The sequence below is a fragment of the Amycolatopsis sp. N2S4-7 genome, assembly GCF_058119595.1.
Window position 1 is genome coordinate 10025573 of record NZ_CP172299.1, and the last position, 23507, is coordinate 10049079.

The window sequence follows — 23507 nt, forward strand, 5'->3', positions numbered from 1 at the left end:
AGGCGTCGGCGACGGGCTTGATACCGGCGGTTACCGGCCGGGCGTCGCCGGCAGCGCGAGGGACAGGGCGAGATTGCCGTCCAGGAACATGAGCCCGCGTTCCCCGAACCGCCGGAAGGCCCGCTCCACCGCGGAAACCGGGACGGTGAGGCCGAGTTCGCGGTGCACGGCCCTGGCGGTGCGGGGACGGTCCACACAGGCCAGGTAGAGGTCGGCGAGGGTGTCGTGGAAGGTGTGCGTGCCGCGGGTCTCGGGGTGCCGGCCGTCGTAGATCTGCAGGAAGCCGGGGGCGCTGCGGTACACCAGCACCGGTGGCCGGTCCGCCCGCCAGGCCTCGGACCACGCCGCGACCGCGTCGCCCAGGGGGCGGTAGACGTCCGGGTCGAGCGCGGTTTCCGGGTCGTAGCCGAAGAAGTAGGCCATCCGGTCGATGTCCACCGTGGAGGGGTAGACGTGGCGGTAGCTCGGCTCGGGTTCCCGGGTCCGCAGCGGGAACCGGGCCGGCCGGGTGAACAGCGGGCTGAACCGCTCCAGCCACAGCCGGTCCGCGCCGGCCGGCGGCTGGAGGTGGACCAGGTGCGGGACGACGGCCGCCTGTGCCGCGTATTCCTCAGCCTGCTCGCCCGGGAACCCCCAGAGGATGTTCCAGCCGACGCCGATCCCGTAGTACCGGGCCCAGCGCAGGAAGTTGACGTTCTGCGCGGCCCGGACGCCCTTGTCCATCAGCCGGAGCACCTCGGAGCTCAGCGACTCCAGGCCCGGCTGCAGCTGGGTGACGCCCGCCTGGGCGAGCAGCTTCAGCTGGGCCCGCGTCAGGTTCGCCTTGACCTCGTAGAAGATCTGGTACTCCCGGCCGGCTTCGGCGAGCGCCGGCACCAGCTCCTTGAGGTAGCCCGGTTCCATGATGTTGTCGACCGCGGTGAACCGGAAGGTGCGGTACCGCCGCGCCTGCCGGTCCAGCTCGCCCAGCACCCGCGACGGCGACTTGGCGCGGAACCGCATGGTGGTCCCGTTGAGCCCGCAGAACGTGCAGTGGTGCTTGGCGCCCCACCAGCACCCGCGGGCCGACTCGAACGGGAGCGCGACGTGCTCGGTCGGCAGCCCGAGCCGCGCCGCCCGTTCGAAGTACTCGTCGTAGTCCGGCACCGGCAGGTTGTCGAGCCGTTCGTGCGGCGCCGCGGCGGGCGTGGCGACGACCTCCTCGCCGGCCCGCCGGGCGACGCCGGGGATCCCGTCCGGGTCCGTGCCGTTCGCCAGCGCCTCCAGCAGGCGCGGAAACGCCACATCGCCTTCACCGAGGACGGCGAAGTCGACGCACTCGACCGACCGGACCAGCTCCAGGCCCATTTCGCCCTCGAAGTTGGCCCCGCCGAACACGGTGACGACGCCGGGGTCGCGCTCCTTGAGCCGGCGGGCGAGCGCGAACGACGCCGCGTTCTGCTGGAACGTCGAGCTGAAGCAGGCCACGCGGGTGCCGGCGAGCTCCTCGGCGACGGCGTCGAGGTACGCGGGAACGTCGTGCTCGCGAACGGCCGCCAGCCAGTCCCGCGCCGGCGCCGCCGGAACGTCCAGGTAGGACAGTTCGGCGCCGAGCTCCGCGAGCAGCTTCCCGTCCGGGTCCGGTGCCGCGTCCCCGAACGCCTCGACGGAGAACAGCCAGTCCCCGAGCTGCCGCCCGCGGTGCTCGGCCAGTGCCTGGTAGCGGTCCACGCCGATCCGCACGGCGAAGTCGAGGTTCGCGTGCAGGGTCCGCACGGGGAAGCCGTGCTGCCGCCCGATCGCCTGGAGCAGCCCGAGCTGGATGGACGGCCGGTCGGCCTCCAGGAACGGCATGGACACGAGCACCGCCGGCGACGCGGTCACAGCCGGGATCCCACCCGGTTCACGTAGACGTGATGTCAGACCTGATGGAGCCCTCGATGAGCCGGGGCACCAGGTGGACATTTCCTTCGCCGGGAGCATAGTTCTCGATCACCGCCGCCTGTTCCGGCGTGAACGAACCCTTGAACCCTTCCCTCAGTTCCTCTTCTTGCGCGACCGAAAGCCAAGCGAGCTTGAGACTGCCGGACAACAGGCCCAGCTGCGACTTCGACAGTCCCGGAATTTTCTGGACCTTCTGCCAGAATTCGACGAGCTCCGCCGCTTCGTCCTCGGACATGAAACCCCTCCTGTTCGGTGACTATCCACTGTGTACTTCTGCCAGCCTCGTCCGCACCTCGTCGGCTTCCGGGTGGGCGAGGTGGGCGAGGATGTCGTGGGCCTGCTGCCACCCGGTGCGGGCGGACTCGACGTCGCCGAGGTCGCGTCGCAGGTTCGCGAGGTCGATGAGCATCCGCGCCTCGATCACCAGGTTCCCGTTGCGGTGCACGAACTCCAGAGCCTTCTCGTAGCAGGCGATCGCCCGGGAGTGGTCGCCGAGCTGCTGGTGGGCGTAGCCGATGCTGTGCCAGCTCTGGGTCGCGCCCATGTCGTCGCCGAGCTGGGTTTGCAGATCGAGGGCCTGCTGGCAGTAGTCGATGGCCACGGCGTGCTCGCCGAGCAGGGTGTGGAACCAGCCGACAGCGTTGAGTGCCGTCGCCTGTCCGGTGCGGTGCTCGGCCGCGCTGAACAGCTCCAGGGCCTGTTCGGCGTGGGTGAGGGCCTCCGCGACGGCCCCTTGCCGATCGAGGAGCCAGGCGAATTGGCGGTGTGCGTAGGCCTGTCCGACGACGTCGTCGATCGCCCGGTACAGGGTGAGTGCGGACCGCAGATCGTCGCGGGCTTCGGGGTGCCTGCCGAACCGGACGTGCGTGCCGGCAAGGTGCAGGTGCACGAACGCCTGCTTGCGCCGGTCGCCGAGGCGGTGCGCGGCGGCCAGCGCCGCCTTGAGGACGTCGCTCTCGTCGTGCCAATGCGCTCGCATCGCGAGGAACCGCTGCATCGACCAACCGAGCTCCCAGACGCGCGCGTCGAAGTCCGAATCCTGGTGGACGACCTGGAGCAGCACCCGGTGTTCGGCCTCGAACCAGGCCAGGGCCTGGCGGTGGTCGGTGATCCGTTCCGGCTCCGCCCCGGCGGGGAGCGGGGTCAGCGTGGGCGGCACCTCGAGCCGGGGGTCGAGGAAGCCGTCGGCGTGGTAGGCCGTGTGGGCGTAGTGGCCGAGCAGGCGGTGGACGGCTTCCTCCCGCTCGGCGGGGGACTCGGTCTCGTGGACCAGTTCGGCGGCGTAGGCGCGCAGCAGGTCGTGCATGGAGTAGCGGCCGGGGGCGTGCTCGGTGATCAGGTGCGCGTGCGCGAGCTCGGCCAGGATCGCCCGCACCCGGCCGGCGGGCAGGCCGGCCAGGCTCGCCGCCGCGCGGGTGCCGATGTCGGGCCCGGGGTGGAGGCCGAAGAGGCGGAACGTCCTCGCGGCGGCCGGGTCGAGCCGCAGGTACGACCAGGAGAACAGGGCCCGGGGGTCGGTCGCCGGGTCGGCGGCGGCGAACTCGTCGAGGCCGCGCGCGTCCCGCAGCTGCCCGGCCAGCGCGGCCAGGCCGAACCCGGGGTGGATCGCCGCGCGGGCCGCCACCACGGCGAGGGCCAGCGGGAGGTGCGCGCAGAGGCCGATGATCTCGTCGGCCGCGGCGGGTTCGGCCGCGATCCGGTCCGCGCCGATCCGCCGCCGGAGCACCGCGCGCGCCTCGGCCGTGTCGAGCAGGTCGACGGCGATGGGGTGCGCCCCGGCCGTGACCAGCCCGGTGAGCTGGTCCCGGCTGGTCACGAGCACCACGCTGCCGGGCGCGCCGGGCAGGAGCGGACGCACCTGGTCCGCGTCGCCCGCGTTGTCGAGCACCACCAGCACGCGCCGGTCGGCCAGCAGGGTCCGGTACCGGCCGACCTGGGCCTCCAGGGTGGTGGGGATCCGGGCACCCGGGGCGTCGAGGGCTTCGAGGAACCCGCGCACCGCCTCGGCCGGCGTCATCGGCGCTCCGGCCGGGTGGAACCCGCGCAGGTCCACGTACAGCTGGCCGCCGGGGAAGGCGCCGGCGGCCGCGTGCGCCCAGTGCAGGGCCAAGGTGGTCTTGCCGACCCCGGCCGTGCCCGACAGGACGACGATCCGCGCGGTGCGGGACGGGCCCGCGCACACCTCGTCGAGGCGGCGCAACGCGCTCTCGCGGCCGGCGAAACCCGGGGTGTCGGGCGGCAGCTGCGCCGGCCCGGACGGCGGTGCGGCCCGCGGCCCGGACGGCAGCTCACCCCGCAGGAGCTCGCCGTGCAGCGCGCGCAGCTCGGGCCCCGGATCGGTGCCGAGGGCGTCGGCGAGCCGCTGCCGGACGACGTCGTAGCGGTCGACGGCCTCCGCGTCGCGCCCCTCGGCGTGCAGCGCGCGCATGAGGAGCGCTTCGAGCGGTTCCGCGAGCGGGTACTCCTCGGCGAGGTCGGCCAGCGCGGCGATGACCGTGCCGGCGTGGCCGAGCCGCAGCTCGAGTTCGCCCCAGCGCACGGCCGCGTCGAGCCGGCGCCGGTGCCAGGTCGCGCGGATCCGCTCGGCCCAGCCGCCCTGGATGCCGGCCAGCGGCGGGCCCCGCCAGCCGAGCAGCGCCTCGCGCAGGGCCGCGGCCCGGTCGGCGTCGGTGCCCCGGCTGTCGTTCCCGTGCTCGACCAGCCTCGTGAACCGGTGCAGATCGATCACGCCGGGATCGATTTCCAGCACGTAACCGGCCCTTCTCCGCTCTATGCCCGCCGGCGTGCCGGTCGCTTCCGAAACCTGTTCGAGCAGCCGGCGGATCCGGCTCAGATGGGAATACAGCGCATTGCGAACTTCGCCGGGCGGATCATCGCCCCAGACGCGGTCGATGAGGGTTTCGATCGGAACCGGGCGACCCGCGTCGACCGCGAGCGCCGCGAGCACCGCCTGCTGGCGCGGCGTGCCGAGGTCCAGCGACCGGCCCGCGACGCTCAGCTGCACCTCCCCGAACAGCAGGAACTCCATGCGGCGGACTCCCGGCAATCGACTGGTCACGCCCGGCCGTGTCGATGCTGCTCGCCCCGCAAGGTCTCGGCAAGGTCGGCGAGCAGGGCGTGGCGAAATCGTGAACTCGGGAACAACCGAGTACGAGGAGGGGCCGTGTACCACGAGTCGCCGACGCCATTGGTGGAAAACGCCGCACGGGGTGCCGAATGGGCCTGGCGGGATATCGTCGACCGCTATTCTTCGCTGGTCTCCTCGGTCTGCGCGCAGTACCGGATCGACAACGCGGACGCCCAGGACGTCAGGAGCGCGGTGTGGCTGCAGCTGGTGACGAACCTGCCGCACCTGCGGGAGCCGGAGGCGCTGCCCGGCTGGCTGCGCACCACGACCCGGCACGAGTGCCTGAGGCTGCTGCGGCACCGGAACCGGCAGATCCCGACCGACAGCCCGCCGCTCGGGGAGCGGACCGACCCCGGGTTCGACGCGACGCTGATCGAAGCCGAACGCCGGGCCGTCGCCCGCGACGCGTGTGCCCGGTTGCCGTTGCGGGACCGGCAGTTGCTCGCGCTGCTGTTCTGCGACCCGCCCCGGTCCTACCGGGAGATCAGCGCGACGCTGGGCATCCCGGTCGGCTCGATCGGCCCGTCGAGGGCGCGGTGCCTCGACCGGGTCCGCCGCGTGCCGGCGATCGCGGCGCTGCTCGCCGATGATCGGCGCGACTGCCGTGGTCATGTCCCTCAGAGCGAGCGGGCCACCGCCTGATACGCCGATGGTCAGGGACGGTGGTTCCGGAACGGGAACTGGACGCGCACCGAACCGTCGAGGGGGACGATGATCGTCGCGTTGCTGGCCGACCACGTGTCGGGGACCAGGAACATGCGGTCCTTGCCGTGGATGAGCAGGCGCAGGTGGCGGTACCGGTAGTGGAAGGTCTGCCCTTCGGAAAGCGGCAGTTTCGTTTCCTGGACCCCCGGGCTCCGCGGGAACAGGCTTTCCTTCGTGTCGAGGACGACGCTGGGGCGGTCGCCGAGGCGGCTCGCCTCGTCCATCGCGAGCCCGCGCCCCGACCACTGCGCCACGGTGGCCGTCATCCAGAACGCGCTGACGGCGATCACCAGGGCGAAGGAACCCCGCTGGAGCGACGTCGAGGGCGCGGCGTCGCTCCGGGGCAGGAGCAGCCTGCGGATGGTCGAGCCGTACCGGAAGAGCGTGCCGCCCGCCGCGATCAGCAGCGGGGTCGCGAGCCCGTACCACCGCCAGTCACGCAGGAAGGCGTAGCCGAAGAGCAGCAGGAGACCGGTGACGAGCAGGAGGAGCCCGGTCGCCTGGAGGCCGCGGCCCAGCCGGCGCATCCGCGTGGCCGTCCGCGGGGCGGACGCGGCCTGGACGCGGCGGCGGACGGCGGCGTGGATGGCGACCGAGCCGGCCCCGGCCGCGGCGAGCACCAGCAGCGGGGTGAGCAGGGGCTGGGGGCTGCGCATGATGTAGTCCTGCGTGCCCAGCCCGATCGTGTCCACGTCGACGCCGAAGTACTCGTACTGCGCCCGGGCCGACACGTAGCCGAAGTAGAACATCAGCGCGCTGAGCAGCGTCAGCGGCGGGATGACCGACTTGCCCGCGTCGACGAGACGCTCGATCCGACCGGGTGACTCCTCGGGCATCGGAGTCACCCGGTCGGGCTCGGCGACGTCTCGGACGTCGACGAAGGCGGTCCGGCGGTCGCGTCCGGCTGGTGCAGGGAGATCGATCCCGGCGCGACCCGGGCGCGGAGATCCCGGCAGGCGCTCTCCCGCCCGGGCGCGCAGGCGGCCGTGCCCTTGACCGTGAGCCGCGCACTGCGGCCGGTCCCGAGCGCTTTCACCGCGACCGAACAGCTGCGGGCGTCCGCGCGGAAGGTGAACGACGCGCACGCGCGAGATTCCCCGCAGCCGCCGCCCACGCTGAAGACGCCCCGGGGCGTGAGCTGGATCCCGGTGACCTTCACCCCGCCGTCCGGCAGGATCTCCGGCTGCAGCCAGCTGACGTCCACGCACTGGGCGGCGACGGTGTCGTCGTCGGCGCCGCCGCCGATCGGCAGCTGGGCGAGCGAGATCGCGACCCCGTCGTCGCCGGCGGTGCCCGGCGTCTCCGGGCCGGTGGGTTCGGTGCTCGGGGCCGACGTCGAAAGCGGGGCTTCCGAAGTGGTGCTCTCGGCCTCGGGACCGGCCGGAGCCGAGCAGCCGGCCGCAGCGGTGAGCATGGCGAGCGCCACGGAAAGGCCGTGACGGCTGGAGCGGAAACGGTTCATCGCGGTTCCTCCTCGGCGTGCAGAGCCGCGGAGGAGGGGCGGTGATACGGCGACGGGCGGCGGGACCGACGTCCCGCCGCCCGTCAGGAACGCGCCGCGATCAGGTCGTGCAGGGGACACCGCCGACGGCGCAGGTGGTCGGCAGCCCCGTTCCGGCGGCGGTGAACCCGAAGGTCACGCTGCCCCCGGCCTTGATCGTCCCGTGGGAGCCGGTGCCGGCGAACTCGTGGTGCTGGCCGGTGCTCGTGCGGACCGAGCTCCACGAGCTCGCGATCGTGGTGCCGGACGGCAGGTCGAGGCCGACCCGCCACGCCGTGCTCGCGGTGGCGCAGGTGTTCGCGACGGTGATCTTCGCGGTGTAGCCGGTGTCCCATGTGGACGGCCGTGCGAAGGTCGCGGTCAGGCAGCCGGAAGGCGGCGCCGGTGTCGTCGTGGTCGTGGTGGGCACGGGTGAGCCGTCGACCGACTTGAGGAACAGGGACGCGCCCGCGTCGGTCATGGTCGCGTCGACGCCGTGGCCGCCGGTGTAGTCGCGCTGTTCGTTCTGCGCCCAGTCGGTGATCGGAACACCCGCGACGTCGAGGTGGTGGAACGCCGCGCCGTCCCAGCCGAACTGGTAGACGCGGTGCTGGTCCGGGTAGTAGGCGGTGTACGGCGCCCCTGCGGTGACCTGCTTGGTCATGGTGTTGCCGAAGAAGACGTTGCGGTAGCCGGAGGAACCGGACCACTTGACCGCCTTCTGCCCGGCGCCCCACCAGATCGGGAACCACGTGGAGGCGTCCGGCCCGCCGCCGCCCTCCTCGCCGCAGTTGGCGGTGCAGCTGCCGGACCGGTGGGCGTAGGACACCCGGACCGTGTTGAGCTCGAAGAGGTTGTTGCGTTCCCAGCCGCCGTGCAGGTTGAGGTCGGAGTCGAAGGAGTTGCCGATCACGACGTTGCCCGCGGCGGACCACTGGAAGGTGAAGTGCCGCAACCGGGTCGAGGTGTTGCCCGCGTAGAGCGAGTCCCACACGCGCGAGCCGCGGAAGTACCCGTTGCCGCCCTTGCCCTTGTTCCAGGCGCCGTTCAGCTCGTTGTCCACGATCGAGAGGTTCTTGGCCTCTTCGGTGACGATCGGGTGCGAGCCGGTCATGTCGGTGCGGACGTCGCGGACCCACGCGTCGACCGCCCACTTGAACACGATGCCGTGCATTTCCGCGTCGGGCGCCATGTTGCCGTAGTTGTCGTCGGCGGCCGCCGGGTCGAGGCCGGGCATCGGCTGGGTGAAGCCGAGGTTCTCGAACCCGACGCCGAGCACGGGGTCGACGAGCGGGGCGGCCTTCGAGTCGTAGGTCGCGCCGTCGATCGGCGCCGATCCGTCCGAAGTGGAATTGACGGGGACGTCGTACTCGAGGGGCTTGTCCACCGTGATCGTCCGGTTGGTGGCGTCGACGGCGGTGATCCGGAAGATCTGCTGCCGCATGTGCATGTTCAGCAACGGGTACGCGGTGCCGGTGGCGTTCTGCTGCTGGTAGAACTTCGTGGTGTTGGCCGCCCGGATGTTGACGTACCCGCCGGTGACGAGCTTGGCGAGCGAGCCGCTGGAGGCGAGGTACACGACGCGGTCGCCGGTGCGGGCGGCGAACCCGGTGTCGCCGGGCTTGGCCCGCAGCTTCACGCCGGCCTTCCAGTGCACGTTGACCGTGCCTTCGAAGATGTCCTTGCGGTTGGCCGGCGCGGCCGAATAGTCGCTGCTGTAGGCGGGATCGACGCCGCGGGACTGGACGCGGAACAGCCCGCGGCCCGGCCAGAGCCAGCCGCCCTTGCCGGCCCCGGACGTCATGCCGTCCTCGTCCCAGTCCGAGCCGTCCGGGGTCAGGGTGTCGTAGCGGGTGTTCCCGTCGGGCCGGTAGGAGAACCGGGTCGCGTCCTTGCCCGCGCCGCGCAGGATCAGGTAGTCGGCGTCGACGTGCAGTTCGCGGGTGACGTCGAGCTGCCCGGCGGGGAAGGTGAGCAGGCTCAGCCTGGTGTAGTTCGCCGACGGGGAGCAGGCCGCCTTGACGGAGTCGATGGCGGCCTGGATGCCCTGGGTGTCGTCGGCGCCGTCGTCCGGCTTCACGCCGAACTGGCCGGCCAGCTCGGCCGGGGTGATCCGGCAGGCGGGGTCGGGGTTGACGTCGGCGTCACCGGGCAGCGCGGCCCCGCCGCGGTACCCGGCTCTGCTCCAGTCGTAGAGCCCGGCGACGGGCGCCCGCCGGTTGGCGGCCCCGAGATCGAGACCGGTGCGGGCCCCCGGCCCCGGCGCGGCTTCGGCGCGAGGCGGGGAACCGTGGACGAGCGCGGCCGTGACCAGGCAAGCGGCCGCGGCGGCGAGGACAGCACGACGAAGAGATCCGTTTCGGGTCACCCGAAACCTCCGGAACAACTGGATGCGGAGGTGCTGCGGCGTGACACCCGGACGGAACCCTTTATAGGTCACGATCCCGACATGCGTCAATGTATGTGAATGGCGTACATGTATGTGAACAATTCGGGGTGCCGGTGAGATCGGCCGGTTCGGGTTCCCCGCCCCAGGTCGGCGCCCGGAGGGGGCCCATCGGAAATCCGCTCCGGTCACTGAACCGGGGCGTCCGGAGTGGACACCCCGGGGCCCGGAAAGCTCATCGAGTCCCGAGAGATCGCGTTCCCGGCTTTCGGCCGACCGGGGTGGCGCGCCGGTTCACGGTTCTGCGGTTCTGCACGCGCCAACGGTGACCGCCGTCAGCAGGGTTGTCAGCTGCTCGCGGAACCGGAGCGCGCTGTGCGCCCAGCGCGGCTCCTCCTCGTACAGCCGGCGCAGGGTCGGCGACGGGCGGGACAGCTGGAACAGGTACGCCGAGCAGCTCATCGCGGCGGTCAGCACCGTCCGGGCGCCGTCGTCGTCCAGGCCCGCCCCGGTCGCGACCAGGGCCGACGTCATGGCGTCGAACGCTTCGGACGCCGCCGTCTTGTACCGGCGGGCGCGCTCCAGGCGGACCGCGCCTTCCAGGCTCAGGACCACGTGGGTCTGCAGGTCGCAGAACAGCGGCAGCCGCTCGAGTGAGCGGCTGACGACGTCGGCGACCTCGGCCGCGGTCCGGCGGCGGCCGCCGAGGTCGGCCACCAGGCCGTCGCGCCAGTCGGCCCAGCCCTGCTCGGCCAGCTCGAGGAGGAGCTCCTCGCGGGACTCGAAGTACCGGCGCAGCGCCGACGGGTGCAGGCCCACCCGGGTCGTCACCCCGGTCAGGGTGACTTCGCGCACGCCGTGCTCGGCCGCGAGCTCCCGCGCCGCCGCCAGCAGGGCGGTCTTGCGCACCTCTTTGTCCTGCGGGGAGCGGGCGCGCTGCCGGGGCTCGGTCACGCGCCCAGGGTAACGCAACGCCTTTGACTTAACTCCGGAGCACGGTTATGGTCGGCTTAACGCAAAGGTGTTGCGTTAAAAAGGAGCTTCCGATGAGTGTGTTCTTCGTGACCGGTTCGTCCCGCGGGCTCGGCCGCCGGATCGTGGAGCAGGCCCTCGCCGCCGGGCACCAGGTGGTCGCGACCGCTCGCGACCCCCGCGCCCTCGACGACCTCGCGGCCCGCTACGGCGAGCGGATCCACGTCGAGCGGCTCGACGTCACCGACGCGTCCGCCGCCGAGACCGCGGTGGCCCGCGGCGTCGCCGCGTTCGGACGGCTGGACGTCGTGGTCAACAACGCGGGCCAGGGCGACCGGGTGTCGCTCGAGGACACTTCCCTCGAGGTCTTCCGGCGGCAGATCGAGACGAACTTCCTCGGCACGGTCTACGTCACGAAGGCCGCCGTGCCCGTCCTGCGGCGGCAGGGCGGCGGCCGGATCATCCAGATCTCGTCGGTGGGTGGCCGGGTCGGCAGTCCCGGGATGACCGCCTACCAGTCGGCGAAGTGGGCCGTCGGCGGGTTCAGCGAGGCGCTCGCCGCCGAGGTCGTCCCCTTGGGGATCAAGGTGACGGTGCTCGAGCCCGGCGGCATGCGCACCGAGTGGGCGGGCGCGTCCATGGCCACCCCGCCGGTCAGCGAGCCGTACCAGGCGACCGTCGGCGCGTCCGCCCGGGCGATGGCCGACTTCGAGGAGCACGCGAACAGCGACCCGCGGAAGGTCGCCGATCTCGTGCTCGCCGTGGCGGCCCTCGACGACCCGCCGCTGCGCCTGCTCGCCGGCAGCGACGCCTACGAGTTCGGCCGCGAGGCGTGGCAGCACCGCCTGGAGGTGGACGCCGAATGGGCGCACCTCAGCCGCTCGACGGACCACGACGAGGCCGGTGACGCCTGGCGGCTCCAGCGCGGCAAGAGCCTCCCCGACGTCCGCGCTTGACGCCGTCGGGTGGTTCAGGTTCCGGACGGCCCTCCGGTGGGTAGCCCAGAGGTGTGAGGTTGAGCAGGCGCTGCCTGCTGCGACGAGTGAGAGGTGATCACATGAGCCAGGGCGACGCCCCGGTCGGGCGATCGGTGAAGACGGCGGCGGCCGGCGTACGGGATCTCGCCGCGGAAGCCGCGCGGGTGGGGGCGGCCGCGGCCGCGCGGGCGGTCGAGATCACCGACCGGAAGCTGGCCGAAGGCGCGGGCGAGCTCGCGAAGGTCGGTCGTGCGGCCACGAAGGACCTCGACAAGAGCACGCGGGCTTCGCGCCGCGACGTGCTGGCGAACTCCACCGCCGCCCGCGACGAAGTGCTGGCCCGCGCGGTGAAGATGCGCGACCCCGGCCGCAAGGCCGCGCAGGCGGTCGCGACCGTGGTCGGGTCGGCGGGGGAGTCGGGCCGCAAGCGGCGGAAGGCCGTCGCGACGGCGAAGCGCGACTTGGCCGTGGCGCTCCAGGAAGCGAAGAGCGTGGCCCGCGGGGAACGCACCCGCCGGTCGCGCTGGCCGTGGCTGGTGGCGCTCGGCGCGGTGGCCGCGGCGATCGTGGCGGTCGTGCAGGTCCGGCGGTCGAACCCGCTGGCCGAGCAGGAAAACGCTCCGGAAGCCACGGGCGCGCGAGCGGACGAGAAGCCCGCGACGCAGGCGAACGGGAACACGGCCGCGGTGCCGGCCGAGAAGCCCGCGACCCCGAAGCCGCCGCAGCCGGCCGCTTCTGCGCCGAAGCCCCCGCAGCCCGCACCGAAGGCCGAAGCGCCGAAGGTGGAGGCTCCGAAGGCTGACGCCGTGAAGCCCGGCGACGGGGCCAACGGCCGCGCGCCCGCGGGCCGCGGTCAGAACAAGGCCCGGTAAGCCGCGCGCCAGGAACCACTGCCCGCACCCCGGTGCGGGCAGTGGTTCCTGCGCGTTCACCAGCCGTGATGTCCACTGTGGTCACAGCGCCGCGGTGAACGCGAGGAGGAGTTCGGCGGTCCGCGCGGGGTCTTCGACGATGGGGGAGTGGCCGAGTCCGGGCAGCACCTCGACGCGCACGCCCGGGACGGCCCGGTACGCGGCGACGGACGAAGAGGCGCGCCACCGCCGGTCGGCCTCGCCGAAGAGCACCAGCACCGGCTTCCCGAGGTCGGTCAGCCGGTCCGGGATCGGCTTCTCGCGGAGGTAGGCGCCGGCGGCCTGCGTCGTCGCGGCGAAGGCGGGGAAGGGCGTGGCGCGCAGTTCGTCCACGAGCACCTGGGGGATCTCGTAACCCTCGCGGCTGAACGCCGCGCTCATCGCCTGGCGAAGCCGGTCGTCGGTCAGGTGCGGCCACTGCGCCGGTTCGACGGCGACGTCCTCGCCGAGGAAGTCGGCCATGCGCGGACCGGTGTCGACGAGCGCGAGCGCGGTCACCAGGCCGGGGCGCCGCTCGGCGAGGGCGGTGGCCACCGCGCCGCCGCTGGAGTGCCCGCACACCACGGCGTCGCCGACGCCGAGCCGGTCCAGCGCCGCGGCGGCCCGGCCGGTGCCGAGCACGCGGGCGCCCGCCTCCCGGGCGAGCTGCACCGCGAGCGATCCGACGCCACCCGCGGCCCCGTGGACCAGGACGGTCTGGCCCGTCGCGAGCCGGCCGTGGTCGAACAGGGCCTGCCACGCCGTCAGCCCGGAGATCGGCAGGGCGGCGGCGGTGACGTGGTCGACGTCGGCCGGCAGCGGAGCCAGGTTGCGGGCCGCCACGGCCACGTACTCGGCCAGCGTGCCGTCGCCGGTCCAGTCGGCCAGGCCGAAGACCCGCTGGCCGACGGTCAGCCCGGTGGTGCCGTAGCCGAGGTCCGTGACGACGCCGGACAGTTCGTGCCCGGGCACGCTCGGCGTCCGGTCGCGGCCGGCAGCTCCAGGGCGTGGTTCAGCTTTGCGAAGGCTGGTCGAGGGGGTTCCCCGTCATCCTCGTGGCGAGGTCGTTGCGGATCGCGGCGCCGGCCGAGCTGTCCGGCTTGCGGGCCGCCTGGTCGCGGAAGCACCGGAGGAAGTCGTCCACCAGGTCCAGCCGCGGGTACCGGTCCAGCACCTCCGCGCGGAAGCCGGCCGGCAGGTCGGTCGCGTCGCGCCCGACGATGTCGGCCGCGGCGGCCCGCGACAGCAGGAAGCCTTCGGGGTCTTCGGCCGGGTCGACCTCGGCCCACATGTGCCGGACGATCACCTCGGCCAGCCGCGCCCGCCGCGCGGACGGCCACCCGGCGCCGGCGGCGAACACCCACGCCACGTCGCCGCCCGCCACCTCGAACGGCCGCGTGTGGTTGTCGAACTCCGAGGTCAGCCCGACGTCGTGGAGCATGGCCGCGACGAACAGCAGCTCGGGGTCGAAGTCGACGTGGTGCCTCTCGCCGAGCGCCACCGCCCAGGCGTACACGCGCATCGAATGGTTCAGCAGGGCGGGCGACGAGTAGGTCTTCGCCACGTCGGCGGCGTTCTCGGCCGCCGCGCCGCCGGGAAGGATGAGGTCGTCGAGCTTCATGACCTCAGTTTACTCGTTCCTTTACGATTCAGATGTGTAACGTAACATACGCCGACGGCCGGGCTGCGCCCTTGGTGGCGCTGGGGTGCCGACGGTCCGGCCGCACCGAGCGCGGACTGGCCCGCACGGTGGCGGAGACCCTGGTGGCACGTTCCCCGAGGCGGTGAGCGGGAGGCGGTCCATCGAGCTACGCAGCCATCGTGGACGGCGAGTGGCGCGAGGTGGCTCCGGCCCCGATGGCGCTGCTGCGGGCGTTTGGCGGCTTCGCCGGGCCGGGTGGAGCCGGGCCGCGACGTCGCGGCCCGGCTCCTGGACGGTCAGCGACCCGAGAAGTTCACGTCGCTGCAGAAGTAGTACGACTGGTCGAGGTGGCTCGCCTGCCAGATGGTGTAGACGACGTGCCGTCCCGTCCGGGCGCCCGCGTCGACGGCGATCTGGTACTGCCCCGCGGGCGCGAGGCGACCCGACTGGGCGACGAGTTCGAGGTTGCCCCAGCCCAGCGGCTGCGTCGCCGGGTTGAAGCCTTGCCGGGTGATGTAGACCCGCAGGTAGTCCGCGCCGTGGCGGGCCTGGTCGGTGATGGTGAGCGTGAACCGGTTGTCCTTGTCCGCCATCTGCCACGCGCCGACCGTGTCCAGCGCGTTGTACCGGGGGCTCTGCGTGCGGCCGCCGCTGCACAGCGTCCCGTCGGGGATCGCCGCCTGGTGGTTGCCCGCGACGCCTTCGCGGTAGAGGCCGTTCCAGTTCCACATCGCGTTCGGGTCGGCCTGCCAGGCCTGCCAGCACATCGGGTCCCGCGTCGCCATGGCAGGGTTCTGGAAGTCGCTGCCCCAGCGGTTCCAGCAGCCGTAGTTGCGCGACGGCGGGTCGGTGGCGGACCCGTGCGCCTCGGCGACGCCGGTGAGCACGCCGCCCAGCAGCACGGCGGTCACGGCCGTCACCGCCAGGGTGAGCCAGGTCTTCGTTCGTCCGGGAACCACGCTTTCCTCCTTCGTCCGGGCCGATGCTGGGAGCGCTCCCACGAGGGGTGACGCCAGACCATACACCGCGTGGTCGGCCGAAACGGGATGCGGAAAGCGCTTTCCGGCACGGCCGCGTGCTGAACCGCTCCTGAACGGCCGAGGCCGGAAGGCGCGCGCTGCCTGATCGGTCCCGCCGCCGGGGACGCACCGTGCCCGCGCGCCGCCGCGGCTGCGCCGTCCGGGCGTATTCGGAAAAATTGTCACCGGGGGACGGGGGAAGTGCGGCGAATCCCGTCTCCGCGGACAGGCGGCCGGGGCCGAACGGGTGATCCGCCGGTCCCGGACGGCAATCGCGCGGAACGCGCCTAAAGTCGTTCGCGAACGTTTCCCGCCCGCATTCCCCGATCGATCGCGAAACGTGGTGGTGATCATGAACCCTCCCGTCCCGGAATCGGAACAATGGCCGATCGGGCGGCGCGCGGTGCTCGGCGGCGCCGTCGCCGTTCCCCTGCTCCTCGCCTTCGGCGGCGGTGCCGCCCGGGCCGCGCTGCCGCCGATCGACGACGCCTTCGACGGGCTCGTGGCCTTCCTCGTGCCGGGCCGGGACCGGTTTTCGGTCCGGCAGGGGCGGACCTCCGCCTCGGAGGGCGGCGTCGCGGCGGGCGCCGGGCGCTCCCTGCAGTACGTCTACGACCAGGCGATTCCGTATCCGCTGGTGGGACGGCCGTTCGACCTGAACCTGCCCGGCGCGGCCGCGGTCGCGGCCATCCTGAACCTCGTCGCGGTCGAGGTCGACCCGGCCGCCGCGCTGGGCCCGTTCGCGGCCGCGTTCGCCAACCTGACCTTCGCGCGCAAGGTCGAGGTGTTCCGCCGGCTGGAGGAACCGGGGCTCGCCGACGGCACCCCGGTGCGATTCATCCTGGACACGGTGCCGACGCTGGCCGCATTCGTCGCCTATTCGGAAGCGCCGGTGTTCGACCGCGCGGCGAACCGGCTGACCGCCATTCCGCTGGGCTGGGAACTCAGCGCCTATCAGGGGGTCGGCGAAGGCTGGCCCGAATTCCGCGGCTATTACCGCGGAATCGACCGGGCAACGGACTGAGGAGGACGCCGTCATGCGCGACATCGTGGTCGTCGGAGCCGGCGGCGGCGGACCCGTCGTGGCCAAGGAACTGGCCGCGCGCGGGCTCGACGTGCTCGTGCTCGAAGCGGGGGCGCGGCACCTGCGTCCCGAACAGGAGTGGACCCGGCTCGAGGACGACACCAACGACCCGATCACCGGGCGGTTCCGGGTCGGGCCGTCGCGGCGCGAGGAAGCGCCGTGGCTGCGGGACTTCCCGCAGAACTCCTTCGTCTGGCAGATCGCCGGCGTCGGCGGGACGACACTGCACTACTTCGGCAACTGCCCGCGCCCGCCCGCCGGGGCGTTCGCCGGCTACGAGGGCGCCGACCGGGCCGAGTACGACACCGCGCACGTCTTTCCCTTCTCCTACGACAAACTCCGGCCGTACTACGAGTGGTGCGAGGAGACGCTGCCGGTGCGCACCGCGCCGATGGGGACGAAGGAAGCCGTCTTCTTCCGCGGCGCCGAGCGCATGGGGCTGACGCACCAGACGTGGAAGGACGTCCGGGGCCCGGCCTACCGGGCGCAGGAGAACGCGATCCTGCAACCCCACGGCACCGCCGGCCGCACCGACGACCCCGCGCGCCTGCTCTACCCGGAGGCGCAGGGCTGCACCTTCTGCGGGCACTGCTTCCAGGGCTGCCTCGAGCCGCGGCGCGCACCGCGCAACCTGAAGGCCAAGCGGTCCACCGACAACTCCTACGTGCCGATGATGCTCACCGCCGACGCGTGGGCGCCGGGCGGACGGGCGGCGGAGCTGATCACCGACGCCTACGTCGTGCGGGTGCTGTCGGAGCAGACCGGCTCGCGCACGGCGGCGCGCGGGGTCGTCTACCGGACGCCCGACGGCGCGCTGCACACCGTCGAGGCCCGCGTCGTCGTGCTCGCCGGAGGATGCATCGAGAACCCCCGGCTGTGGCTCAACAGCGGCCTGCCGAACCCCAACGACTGGGTGGGGCGCGGGCTGACCGAGCACCACCTCGACTGGGTGGTCGGCACCTTCGACGAGTACACCGGCGAGGCGAAGGGCGCCGGGTCCAACTGCCGCCTGGACTTCCCGGGCTACGGCGGGGTGGAGAACGTCTGCCTGCCGCCGGCGTTGCAGGCGTTCGCGTTCGCCTACAGCGACGCCGGGATGTCCGGCTACTACGACAACGGCGCGGGCGTCGGCCCGCAGGGTGCCGACACGCTCGGCAGGCTGGTGGGCAACGACCTCAAGGCGGCACTGGGCGACGTCAACAAGCTGCTGACGGCGCTGGTCGTCACCGACGACGACGTCCAGGCCGAGAACCGGGTGACGCGCTCGCCGGTCATCCCGCCGGACCCGCACGGGCCGGTGCCGCGTGTGGAGGTCCGCCACCGCGCCCGCACGGCGCGGACCCGCCGCAACCGCGAGTTCCTCGCCGCCCGATCGGCGGAACTGCTGCGGCTCGCGGGCGCGCGGCGGGTGCACCGCCTGGATTGGGCACCGCTGCTGCTCCACGTGCAGTCGAGCATGCGCATGGGCCTCGACGCGGCCGACTCGGTGCTCGACGCCACGGCCGAGGCCCGCTGGGTGGACCGGCTGTTCATCGCGGACAACTCGGCACTGGCCAACGCGGCGGGCGGCGCCAACCCGACGTTGACGACCCAGGCGGTGGCGACGCGGACGGCGGAGGGGATTTTTCGGCGTTACTTCGGTGGTGATCCTTGGGTTGGGCGGGAGGCGCCGACGTCGTCGGTCGACGATCGGGTCACGCAGGCCGTGCTGGCGCGGGGGATTTGAGCCGCAGCGGGGACTTGAAGGAACCTGCAGTGGGTGCTATAGAAATAGTGAAGCGCAGGACATGACCTGGTGACATCGCGAGACGATCCGGGGAGTGAAACGACGATGCCGGACAAGATCGACCGTTCGGCCGCGGCCGACGGGTTCGCCGACGTGGTGCTGGCCGACCCCGCGTGGGTCCGGGCGGAGTTCGACGCGATCGTGGCGGCGAACTTCGGCCCGCCACCGCCGCCGGTTCCCGCCGCACGGCGTCCTGCCGGGGAGCCACCCCCGGCGGCCGCCCGCGGTGAGGCGCGGCGGTGCCCGCCCGCCCGGCCGCTCGCCGGGAAGTGCCCGCGGCGGGAGCGTTCCCCGCCGCAAGTTCGGTGCGGAGACGAGGGAGCGACGAGGAAAGGTGGGTGATGCCGTGACGGCACCCGGGTTTCCCACGGCCTCGGCGTCCGCTGCCTGCTCCGACCGCGGCCGGTAGGACTGCGCAGTCCCGGCCACCGCGCCTCCAGGCGCACCACTGCGGCAGCGACGCCCCGTGCCGGGTCGCCGTTTCGCGATTTCCGGACGATGGTCTCGACACGCTGGTTCCTCCGCAGGTCCCGGTGCCCGCAGCGGCACCGGGACCGGGCGGGGGACAAGGGAGGGTCACGATGTCCGAGGAGTTCACGCCGCCGAACGACGTGGCCGATCAGCGGGTTCCGGTCCGCCCGGAGGGCGACGACGTCCTCGACGCCGAGATCCCCGCCGACGCCGATCCGGCCGATTTCCTGGACCAGCACCGCGAAGCTCCGGTGCTCGGTGAGAACGAGCCGTGGCCCTGAGCGCTCCTCAGAGAGACAGGAATTCGCCGCGCTGCAACAGGTGGACCCGGGTGGGCGGCCGGCGTTCCCGGACTTCTTCGAGGAAGTTGGACACGGGGGAGTGGAAGAGCCCGTAGTCGTCGAAGTGCACCGGCACCGCGCGGCGGGGTTCCAGGAGGTTGAGCAGATCCACCCCGCCGCGGTGGTCGAGGGTCACCAGGACGCCGAACGCCCGCGTCCCACCCAGGTGCACGACCGCGAGGTCGAGGTCGGGGAAGTGCCCGCGGATGGTCCGCAGTTCGTCGTGCAGCACGGTGTCGCCGCTGAGGTAGATCCGCAGCGGCGCGGCCTCCGCCGTGGCGCGGTACTCCAGCACGCTGCCCATCACCGGCGGCAGAAAGCGTTGCGCCACCCCGGGAGCGTGCCGGGCGGGCACGGAAGTCACCGTCAGCCGCGCTTCGCCGTCGGAGAACGTTTCCTGCGTCCACGTCGGCAGCGGGAGCGGGGCGTGGAACCCGCGCCGCAGCAGGCGGGTGGCCGCGTGCTCGGTCGTCAGAACGGGCGTGTCGCGGGGCAGCTCGCGCGCCGCGATCCGGTCGAAGTGGTCGCCGTGCAGGTGGGAGAGCACGACCGCGGTCAGCGGGGGCAGGTCGGCCGGCTGCAGCGCGGGTTCGGTGCGGCGCCGGGAAAACAGGCACTGGCCGAAGTACGACCACTGGCCGCGGTGCAGGAAGTTGGGGTCGGTGAGCAGCGTGAACGGGCCCAGCCGGAGCACCGTGGTCGCCGTTCCGACGAACATCAGGGAGTCGCCGCCGGGCGGCGCGTACGGGGGCATCGAAGGGTCCTTCCGCGCGGGCCGGGGCGCGGCCGCACGGCCCGCGCCCCGGACTCCGCCTCAGCCCTGGGAACGCACGTTTTCCCGGGCTTCCTGGGCGCGGTCGGTGACGTCGCCGGACGCCGAACGCGCTTCGTCCTTGACCGTCGACGCGGAGTCGGCGGCTTCGGACCGGACCGATTCGGCGGCCTGCTGCACGGGCTCGCGCAGGTTCTCCTTCAGTTCCTCGGCGGCCTGCTGGGCGGCCGGAGCCACGTGCTCGCGGGCGAGGTCCTCGGCCTGCCCGGCGAGCCGGCGTTCGGCATCGCTCGCCGGCAGCAGGGACGAGATGAGCCAGCCGGCACCGAAGGCGATCAGGCCCGCGGCCAGCGGGTTGCCCTGCGTACCGCGGCGGATCGACGCCGGGGCGTCGCCGACGGTGTCGGCGGCCGAGCTCAGCTTGTCCCCGGCGGCCGAGGCGACCGAACCCACCTTGTCGCCGGCGGTCGAGGCGACGGAGCCGACCTTGTCGCCGGCCGTCGACGCGTGGCCGGACGCCGTGCCCATGACGCGGTCCTTCGCGTTGCCGAACGCCGTGCGCACCCGGCCGATGCGGCGTTCGACGATCCGGCCCGGGGTCACCTTCTCGGTGAGGGCGTTCACGTCCGTGCTCAGGTTCCGTTGCGTGCCTTCGATTTCGCGGCGGATCCGCTCCGGTTCGGTCATGGTCGTTCGCCTTTCAGTGCGTCCGGGACCTGCTGCAGCGTCTCGACGGTTCGTTCGGGTTTCGGGTTGACCCGGCGGATTTCGCGCCGCCCGGTCGCGTAGAGGACGGCGCCGGCGATCACCCACACCACCGCGACGATGAGGGCGGCCCAGCCCGCGTCCATCACGTTCGCCAGGCCCGCCCACAGGGCGAGGGAGAGGAACAGCACGACCATGTAGCCGGCGAACCCGGCGCCGCTGAGCATGCCCGCGCCCTTGGCGGCCTTGCCCGCTTCGGCCTTCACTTCGGCCTTCGCCAGCTCCACTTCCTGGCGCACCAGGGTGGAGAGGTCCTTCATGACGTTGGACATCAGTTCGCCGACCGAGCTGTCGGCGACGTCGACGGGGTGCTCCGTCCGGGGGACGGGCCCGGGTGCCTGGGTCATCACGGCACCTGCCCCGGCGCGGAGAAGCGGGGGCTCGGCTGCGGCAGGGCTTCGGGCGGCTGCGGCGCGGTGTACCCGCCGGGACCGGCCGGCGCCGCGGGGTAGCCGGCGTCGCCCGGCTGCGGTGCGGTGTACCCGGCCGGGTAACCGGTGTCACCCGGCTGTGGCGAGGCGTACCCGGCCGGGTAACCGGCGTCGGCCGGCTGCGGCGGGGTGTACCCGGCACTCGGCTGCGGCAGGGACGGCGTCGCGGCGGGGCCGGCGTGCGGTGCGGGTGTGGTCGCCTGGCCGTTCGGGGAAGCGTCGGAGCTGTCCTGGTGCTGGGCGACGACCCCGCGGGTCAGCCGCCCGACGAGCGCGCCGGCCACGGCCGCGCCGACGAGGAACGTGCCGGGACGGCGGCGGGCGAAGCGCCGGACCTCGTCGAGCAGGTCACCGGGTTCCCGGTGCTCGAGCCAGTTCGCGACGGACCGCGTCCGGTCGGACACCTGCCGCGCGACGTCGGCGGCCACGCCGGGGGAGTCGGTCTGCTCGGCCATCCGCTCCAGCTGACCGGCCAGCTGGTGGAGGCTCTGCGCCGCCTTCTGCTGGCCGTCCTTGGCCTGGGACTCCAGCTGTGCCCGGCCTTCGCGGAGCAGGTCGCGTGCTTCCCGCTGCGCGTGCGCCGCGACGTGCTTCGCTTCGTCCGCGGCGGTTTTGGCGACCTCACCCCCGCGGTCGGCGGCGGTCGAAGCCACCTCGCGGGCTTCGTCCTTCGCGGTTTCCGGCATGGACGGCGACCCGCTGTTCTGCTGCTGCGGCGGCGACTGGCCGCCGGGTCCCTGTGTCATCTCGACCTCCTGCGGGAGAGGCACTTCCGCGCCCTTGTGGGTGCCGATGGAAAACATCGGCCTGGTAGGGCGGCTGGCTACCCGGGCGGTTTCGGGATAAACGGACGGGCACCCGTCCTGACGAGCGCTCCGAGGCGTGCACCGGCGCGGGCGAGCCGACCGGCGCTCACTCGCCGTCGGTCAGGAGGGACACCGCGTCGGCGAGGGAGGCGGGCTGATCCGGCTTCGCCGGCCAGCCCGGGCCCGCAAGCACCAGCCGGGTCGTGGGGAGCTCGGGCGGGGTAGCGGCCGGGCGGCTGCTCCACAGCACGACCGCGGCCGGGTCCGTGCGCTCGATCGCGTGCCGCAGGGCGGTTTCCGGGACCGACGCGCCCAGGAACAGCGCCGCGCGGCCGTGTTCGGCCAGTGCCGCGCGCAGGGCCTCCGGCGGCAGGGTGTGCCGCTCGCCGTCCGCGCAGGCCAGCAGGACCGGGGGACCGGCGGCGGCGGGGGTGGGGATGCGGTGCAGGGCGGCCGCGATCGCCCAGGACAGCCCGTGCACGAGGTCGACGCAGCGGTCGGCGTCCGGACCGCACAGGGCGTCGAGCGCGGGACGGCAGAGCCCGTCCCAGGTGCCGATGACGTCGTGGTCGACCAGGTGCTCGTCGAGGAACGCGGTGGCGGTGTCGATCTTCAGCCGGCGGACCGCGGTCAACAACGTGTCGACGTCGGTCTCGCCGCCGGGGCGGAACGCCCGCGCGGCCGCCGTCTCCGTGCTCAGCCCCTGCTCGATCAGCTGCTTCATGCGCAGCAGGGCGTGGACGTCGGCCCGCCCGTAGCGCCGGTGGCTGCCGGTCTGCGGGGTGGCCAGCGGCAGGTCGTAGCGGCGGTGCCACGCCCGCAGCGTCGAGGGCGGGAGACCGAGCATCCGGGCGACCGCCCCCGCCGTCCAGGTGACGGCGGGGGCGGTGGCGGGCAGGTCCACCTTCCCATCATGGACCCGCTTCGCCCCGGTTCGCTCAGGCTCCGGGACGCTGGACGTCACCTCGCCAGGCGCCGGTCTCGCGGCCACCGCGCTCTTCGATGAACGTCTTGAACCGGCCGAGGTCGCCCTTGACGCGGCGGTCGAGGATGCCGAGCTTGTCGGCGACGTTCTCGACGAAGCCGTCCGGGTCGATGTCGAACTGCGCGGTGACCCGGGTGTGCCGGTCGTCGAGGCGGTGGAACGTCACGACACCGGCGTGGCTCGGGCCGGAGTCCGACTTCCAGGCGACGCGCTCGTCGGGGTGCTGCTCGGTGATCGTGGCGTCGAACTCCCGCGTCTGCCCGCCGACGCTGATCTTCCAGTGGGTGTGGGTGTCGTCGAGCTGCCGGATCTCGTCGACCCCCTCCATGAACTGCGGGAAGGACTCGAACTGCGTCCACTGGTTGTAGGCGGTGGTGACGTCGGTCTCGACGTCGACGGATTCCATGACGGTGCTCATCGCGGTCGTGTCCTTTCTCGGTCGGGATGTGCTCCGTCCCCGGTTACCCGGCAAATCGATGACAAAACGATGCAACCGCTCTAGAGTCGGGCATCGACGGAGAGGAGGCCCCGTGACCGCAAGCGCCGACGACCCCATCCCGTCCCTGACGGTGCAGGTGCGCAGCGTGCCCGAAGCCGTGGTTGTCGCGGCGGCCGGCGACCTGGACCTCGGCACGGCGCCGGTGCTGCGCACGCGGGCCGAAGCCGCACTCGCCGGACGGCCCGGGGCGCTCATCGTGGACCTGGGCGGGATCACCTTCTGCGGGTCGGCGGGCCTGCAGGTTGTCGCCGAGCTCGTCGCGGCGACGACGGCCGCCGACCTGCCGTTCGCCGTCGTCACCGACCGGCGCCCGGTGCTGCGCGCCCTGCAGCTCACCCGGCTGGACACCGCGCTGGTCCTGCACCCGACCGTGGCCGGCGCCCGCGCGTGGATCCGGCGGCGCCCGGGCGTGAACGGCGGTTAGGGGCGGCCCGGTGGCGGGTAGT

Annotated in this window: 23 protein-coding genes and 1 pseudogene; 8 read left to right on the plus strand and 16 right to left on the minus strand. The window is 73.0% G+C overall.

Going from position 1 to position 23507, the window contains the following annotated elements; translation table 11 throughout:
* Positions 1-30: 30 nt before the first annotated feature.
* From ACH54P_RS47435 to ACH54P_RS47445, 3 genes are read right to left on the minus strand one after another with little or no spacing between them, the layout of a single operon-like run.
* Positions 31-1863: a RiPP maturation radical SAM C-methyltransferase gene (locus tag ACH54P_RS47435; protein WP_489909875.1), complete on the minus strand. Its 1833-nt coding sequence runs from the start codon at positions 1861-1863 to the stop codon at positions 31-33.
* A gap of 19 nt (positions 1864-1882) precedes the next feature.
* A complete protein-coding gene (locus ACH54P_RS47440) occupies positions 1883-2158 on the minus strand; it encodes a hypothetical protein (RefSeq protein WP_489909876.1) in 276 nt (91 codons plus the stop codon).
* Positions 2159-2179: 21 nt separating this feature from the next.
* On the minus strand, positions 2180-4951 hold the full coding sequence (locus ACH54P_RS47445; protein WP_489909877.1) for an AfsR/SARP family transcriptional regulator: 2772 nt from the start codon (positions 4949-4951) through the stop codon (positions 2180-2182).
* 135 nt (positions 4952-5086) lie between these two features.
* Here ACH54P_RS47445 and ACH54P_RS47450 point away from each other — a divergent pair, with 135 nt between their 5' ends.
* Positions 5087-5692: an RNA polymerase sigma factor gene (locus ACH54P_RS47450; protein ID WP_489909878.1), complete on the plus strand. Its 606-nt coding sequence runs from the start codon at positions 5087-5089 to the stop codon at positions 5690-5692.
* An 11-nt stretch (positions 5693-5703) separates the two neighbouring features.
* On the opposite strand, the gene ACH54P_RS47455 is transcribed toward ACH54P_RS47450, so the two are convergent.
* From ACH54P_RS47455 to ACH54P_RS47470, 4 genes are all read right to left on the minus strand, one after another.
* Positions 5704-6591 carry a hypothetical protein gene (locus tag ACH54P_RS47455; protein WP_489909879.1) on the minus strand — a complete coding sequence of 296 codons (888 nt, stop codon included), beginning with the start codon at positions 6589-6591 and terminating at the stop codon, positions 5704-5706.
* A gap of 5 nt (positions 6592-6596) precedes the next feature.
* Entirely contained in the window at positions 6597-7217 is a 621-nt protein-coding gene (locus ACH54P_RS47460) for a hypothetical protein (protein WP_489909880.1), read from the minus strand.
* A gap of 100 nt (positions 7218-7317) precedes the next feature.
* Positions 7318-9603, minus strand: coding sequence for a cellulose binding domain-containing protein (locus ACH54P_RS47465; RefSeq protein WP_489909881.1), 2286 nt, complete (start codon positions 9601-9603; stop codon positions 7318-7320).
* A gap of 312 nt (positions 9604-9915) precedes the next feature.
* Entirely contained in the window at positions 9916-10575 is a 660-nt protein-coding gene (locus ACH54P_RS47470; protein WP_489909882.1) for a TetR family transcriptional regulator, read from the minus strand.
* 92 nt (positions 10576-10667) lie between these two features.
* Here ACH54P_RS47470 and ACH54P_RS47475 point away from each other — a divergent pair, with 92 nt between their 5' ends.
* Together ACH54P_RS47475 and ACH54P_RS47480 are read left to right on the plus strand one after the other, a co-directional pair.
* Positions 10668-11549 (plus strand): SDR family NAD(P)-dependent oxidoreductase, encoded by an 882-nt coding sequence (locus ACH54P_RS47475; protein WP_489909883.1) that lies wholly within the window; start codon positions 10668-10670, stop codon positions 11547-11549.
* 101 nt (positions 11550-11650) lie between these two features.
* Positions 11651-12442, plus strand: coding sequence for a hypothetical protein (locus tag ACH54P_RS47480; RefSeq protein WP_489909884.1), 792 nt, complete (start codon positions 11651-11653; stop codon positions 12440-12442).
* An 81-nt stretch (positions 12443-12523) separates the two neighbouring features.
* Here ACH54P_RS47480 and ACH54P_RS47485 read toward each other — a convergent pair.
* The 3 genes and pseudogenes from ACH54P_RS47485 to ACH54P_RS47495 form a co-directional block, all read right to left on the minus strand.
* Positions 12524-13456 (minus strand): annotated as a pseudogene (locus tag ACH54P_RS47485) (alpha/beta fold hydrolase); the annotation flags it as partial.
* Positions 13457-13472: 16 nt separating this feature from the next.
* Positions 13473-14081 (minus strand): HD domain-containing protein, encoded by a 609-nt coding sequence (locus ACH54P_RS47490; RefSeq protein ID WP_489909885.1) that lies wholly within the window; start codon positions 14079-14081, stop codon positions 13473-13475.
* 317 nt (positions 14082-14398) lie between these two features.
* Positions 14399-15061 carry a lytic polysaccharide monooxygenase auxiliary activity family 9 protein gene (locus ACH54P_RS47495; protein WP_489909886.1) on the minus strand — a complete coding sequence of 221 codons (663 nt, stop codon included), beginning with the start codon at positions 15059-15061 and terminating at the stop codon, positions 14399-14401.
* A gap of 307 nt (positions 15062-15368) precedes the next feature.
* Between ACH54P_RS47495 and ACH54P_RS47500 the strand changes: the two genes are divergently transcribed.
* The 4 genes from ACH54P_RS47500 (at position 15369) to ACH54P_RS47515 (ending at position 18743) form a co-directional block, all read left to right on the plus strand.
* On the plus strand, positions 15369-16145 hold the full coding sequence (locus ACH54P_RS47500) for a hypothetical protein (RefSeq protein ID WP_489909887.1): 777 nt from the start codon (positions 15369-15371) through the stop codon (positions 16143-16145).
* Positions 16146-16158: 13 nt separating this feature from the next.
* The gene (locus tag ACH54P_RS47505) at positions 16159-17931 is read left to right on the plus strand and encodes a GMC family oxidoreductase N-terminal domain-containing protein (protein WP_489909888.1); all 1773 of its coding nucleotides are present in this window, start codon (positions 16159-16161) and stop codon (positions 17929-17931) included.
* 105 nt (positions 17932-18036) lie between these two features.
* Entirely contained in the window at positions 18037-18333 is a 297-nt protein-coding gene (locus tag ACH54P_RS47510) for a hypothetical protein (protein ID WP_489909889.1), read from the plus strand.
* Between the two features lie 239 nt (positions 18334-18572).
* Positions 18573-18743, plus strand: coding sequence for a hypothetical protein (locus tag ACH54P_RS47515; RefSeq protein ID WP_489909890.1), 171 nt, complete (start codon positions 18573-18575; stop codon positions 18741-18743).
* Positions 18744-18750: 7 nt separating this feature from the next.
* Here ACH54P_RS47515 and ACH54P_RS47520 read toward each other — a convergent pair whose 3' ends face one another.
* The 6 genes from ACH54P_RS47520 to ACH54P_RS47545 all read right to left on the minus strand — a co-directional run bounded on the left by ACH54P_RS47520 (position 18751) and on the right by ACH54P_RS47545 (position 22980).
* On the minus strand, positions 18751-19557 hold the full coding sequence (locus ACH54P_RS47520) for an MBL fold metallo-hydrolase (RefSeq protein WP_489909892.1): 807 nt from the start codon (positions 19555-19557) through the stop codon (positions 18751-18753).
* Positions 19558-19617: 60 nt separating this feature from the next.
* The gene (locus ACH54P_RS47525; protein ID WP_489909893.1) at positions 19618-20262 is read right to left on the minus strand and encodes a DUF3618 domain-containing protein; all 645 of its coding nucleotides are present in this window, start codon (positions 20260-20262) and stop codon (positions 19618-19620) included.
* Positions 20259-20687: a phage holin family protein gene (locus tag ACH54P_RS47530; protein ID WP_489909894.1), complete on the minus strand. Its 429-nt coding sequence runs from the start codon at positions 20685-20687 to the stop codon at positions 20259-20261. The genes ACH54P_RS47525 and ACH54P_RS47530 overlap by 4 nt, the downstream gene beginning before the upstream one ends.
* Positions 20687-21517, minus strand: a complete 831-nt coding sequence (locus ACH54P_RS47535) for a hypothetical protein (RefSeq protein WP_489909895.1) — start codon at positions 21515-21517, stop codon at positions 20687-20689. Before ACH54P_RS47535 ends, ACH54P_RS47530 begins: the two co-directional genes overlap by 1 nt.
* Before the next feature lie 166 nt (positions 21518-21683).
* Complete coding sequence (locus tag ACH54P_RS47540; RefSeq protein ID WP_489909896.1) at positions 21684-22481, minus strand: MerR family transcriptional regulator; 798 nt, start codon at positions 22479-22481, stop codon at positions 21684-21686.
* A gap of 34 nt (positions 22482-22515) precedes the next feature.
* Positions 22516-22980 carry an SRPBCC family protein gene (locus ACH54P_RS47545; RefSeq protein WP_489909897.1) on the minus strand — a complete coding sequence of 155 codons (465 nt, stop codon included), beginning with the start codon at positions 22978-22980 and terminating at the stop codon, positions 22516-22518.
* Between the two features lie 112 nt (positions 22981-23092).
* Here ACH54P_RS47545 and ACH54P_RS47550 point away from each other — a divergent pair, with 112 nt between their 5' ends.
* A complete protein-coding gene (locus ACH54P_RS47550) occupies positions 23093-23485 on the plus strand; it encodes an STAS domain-containing protein (RefSeq protein WP_489909898.1) in 393 nt (130 codons plus the stop codon).
* The last annotated feature ends 22 nt before the right edge of the window (positions 23486-23507 follow it).

Bases quoted from the DNA above. Each gene is read 5' to 3' on its own strand.
- ACH54P_RS47525 (WP_489909893.1), bottom strand. From the start codon at position 20,262: ATGACCGAACCGGAGCGGATCCGCCGCGAAATCGAAGGCACGCAACGG.
- ACH54P_RS47505 (WP_489909888.1), top strand. From the start codon at position 16,159: ATGCGCGACATCGTGGTCGTCGGAGCCGGCGGCGGCGGACCCGTCGTG.
- ACH54P_RS47535 (WP_489909895.1), bottom strand. From the start codon at position 21,517: ATGACACAGGGACCCGGCGGCCAGTCGCCGCCGCAGCAGCAGAACAGC.
- ACH54P_RS47490 (WP_489909885.1), bottom strand. From the start codon at position 14,081: ATGAAGCTCGACGACCTCATCCTTCCCGGCGGCGCGGCGGCCGAGAAC.
- ACH54P_RS47480 (WP_489909884.1), top strand. From the start codon at position 11,651: ATGAGCCAGGGCGACGCCCCGGTCGGGCGATCGGTGAAGACGGCGGCG.
- ACH54P_RS47440 (WP_489909876.1), bottom strand. From the start codon at position 2,158: ATGTCCGAGGACGAAGCGGCGGAGCTCGTCGAATTCTGGCAGAAGGTC.
- ACH54P_RS47445 (WP_489909877.1), bottom strand. From the start codon at position 4,951: ATGGAGTTCCTGCTGTTCGGGGAGGTGCAGCTGAGCGTCGCGGGCCGG.
- ACH54P_RS47515 (WP_489909890.1), top strand. From the start codon at position 18,573: ATGTCCGAGGAGTTCACGCCGCCGAACGACGTGGCCGATCAGCGGGTT.
- ACH54P_RS47510 (WP_489909889.1), top strand. From the start codon at position 18,037: ATGCCGGACAAGATCGACCGTTCGGCCGCGGCCGACGGGTTCGCCGAC.
- ACH54P_RS47520 (WP_489909892.1), bottom strand. From the start codon at position 19,557: ATGCCCCCGTACGCGCCGCCCGGCGGCGACTCCCTGATGTTCGTCGGA.
- ACH54P_RS47530 (WP_489909894.1), bottom strand. From the start codon at position 20,687: ATGACCCAGGCACCCGGGCCCGTCCCCCGGACGGAGCACCCCGTCGAC.
- ACH54P_RS47475 (WP_489909883.1), top strand. From the start codon at position 10,668: ATGAGTGTGTTCTTCGTGACCGGTTCGTCCCGCGGGCTCGGCCGCCGG.
- ACH54P_RS47460 (WP_489909880.1), bottom strand. From the start codon at position 7,217: ATGAACCGTTTCCGCTCCAGCCGTCACGGCCTTTCCGTGGCGCTCGCC.
- ACH54P_RS47545 (WP_489909897.1), bottom strand. From the start codon at position 22,980: ATGAGCACCGTCATGGAATCCGTCGACGTCGAGACCGACGTCACCACC.
- ACH54P_RS47455 (WP_489909879.1), bottom strand. From the start codon at position 6,591: ATGCCCGAGGAGTCACCCGGTCGGATCGAGCGTCTCGTCGACGCGGGC.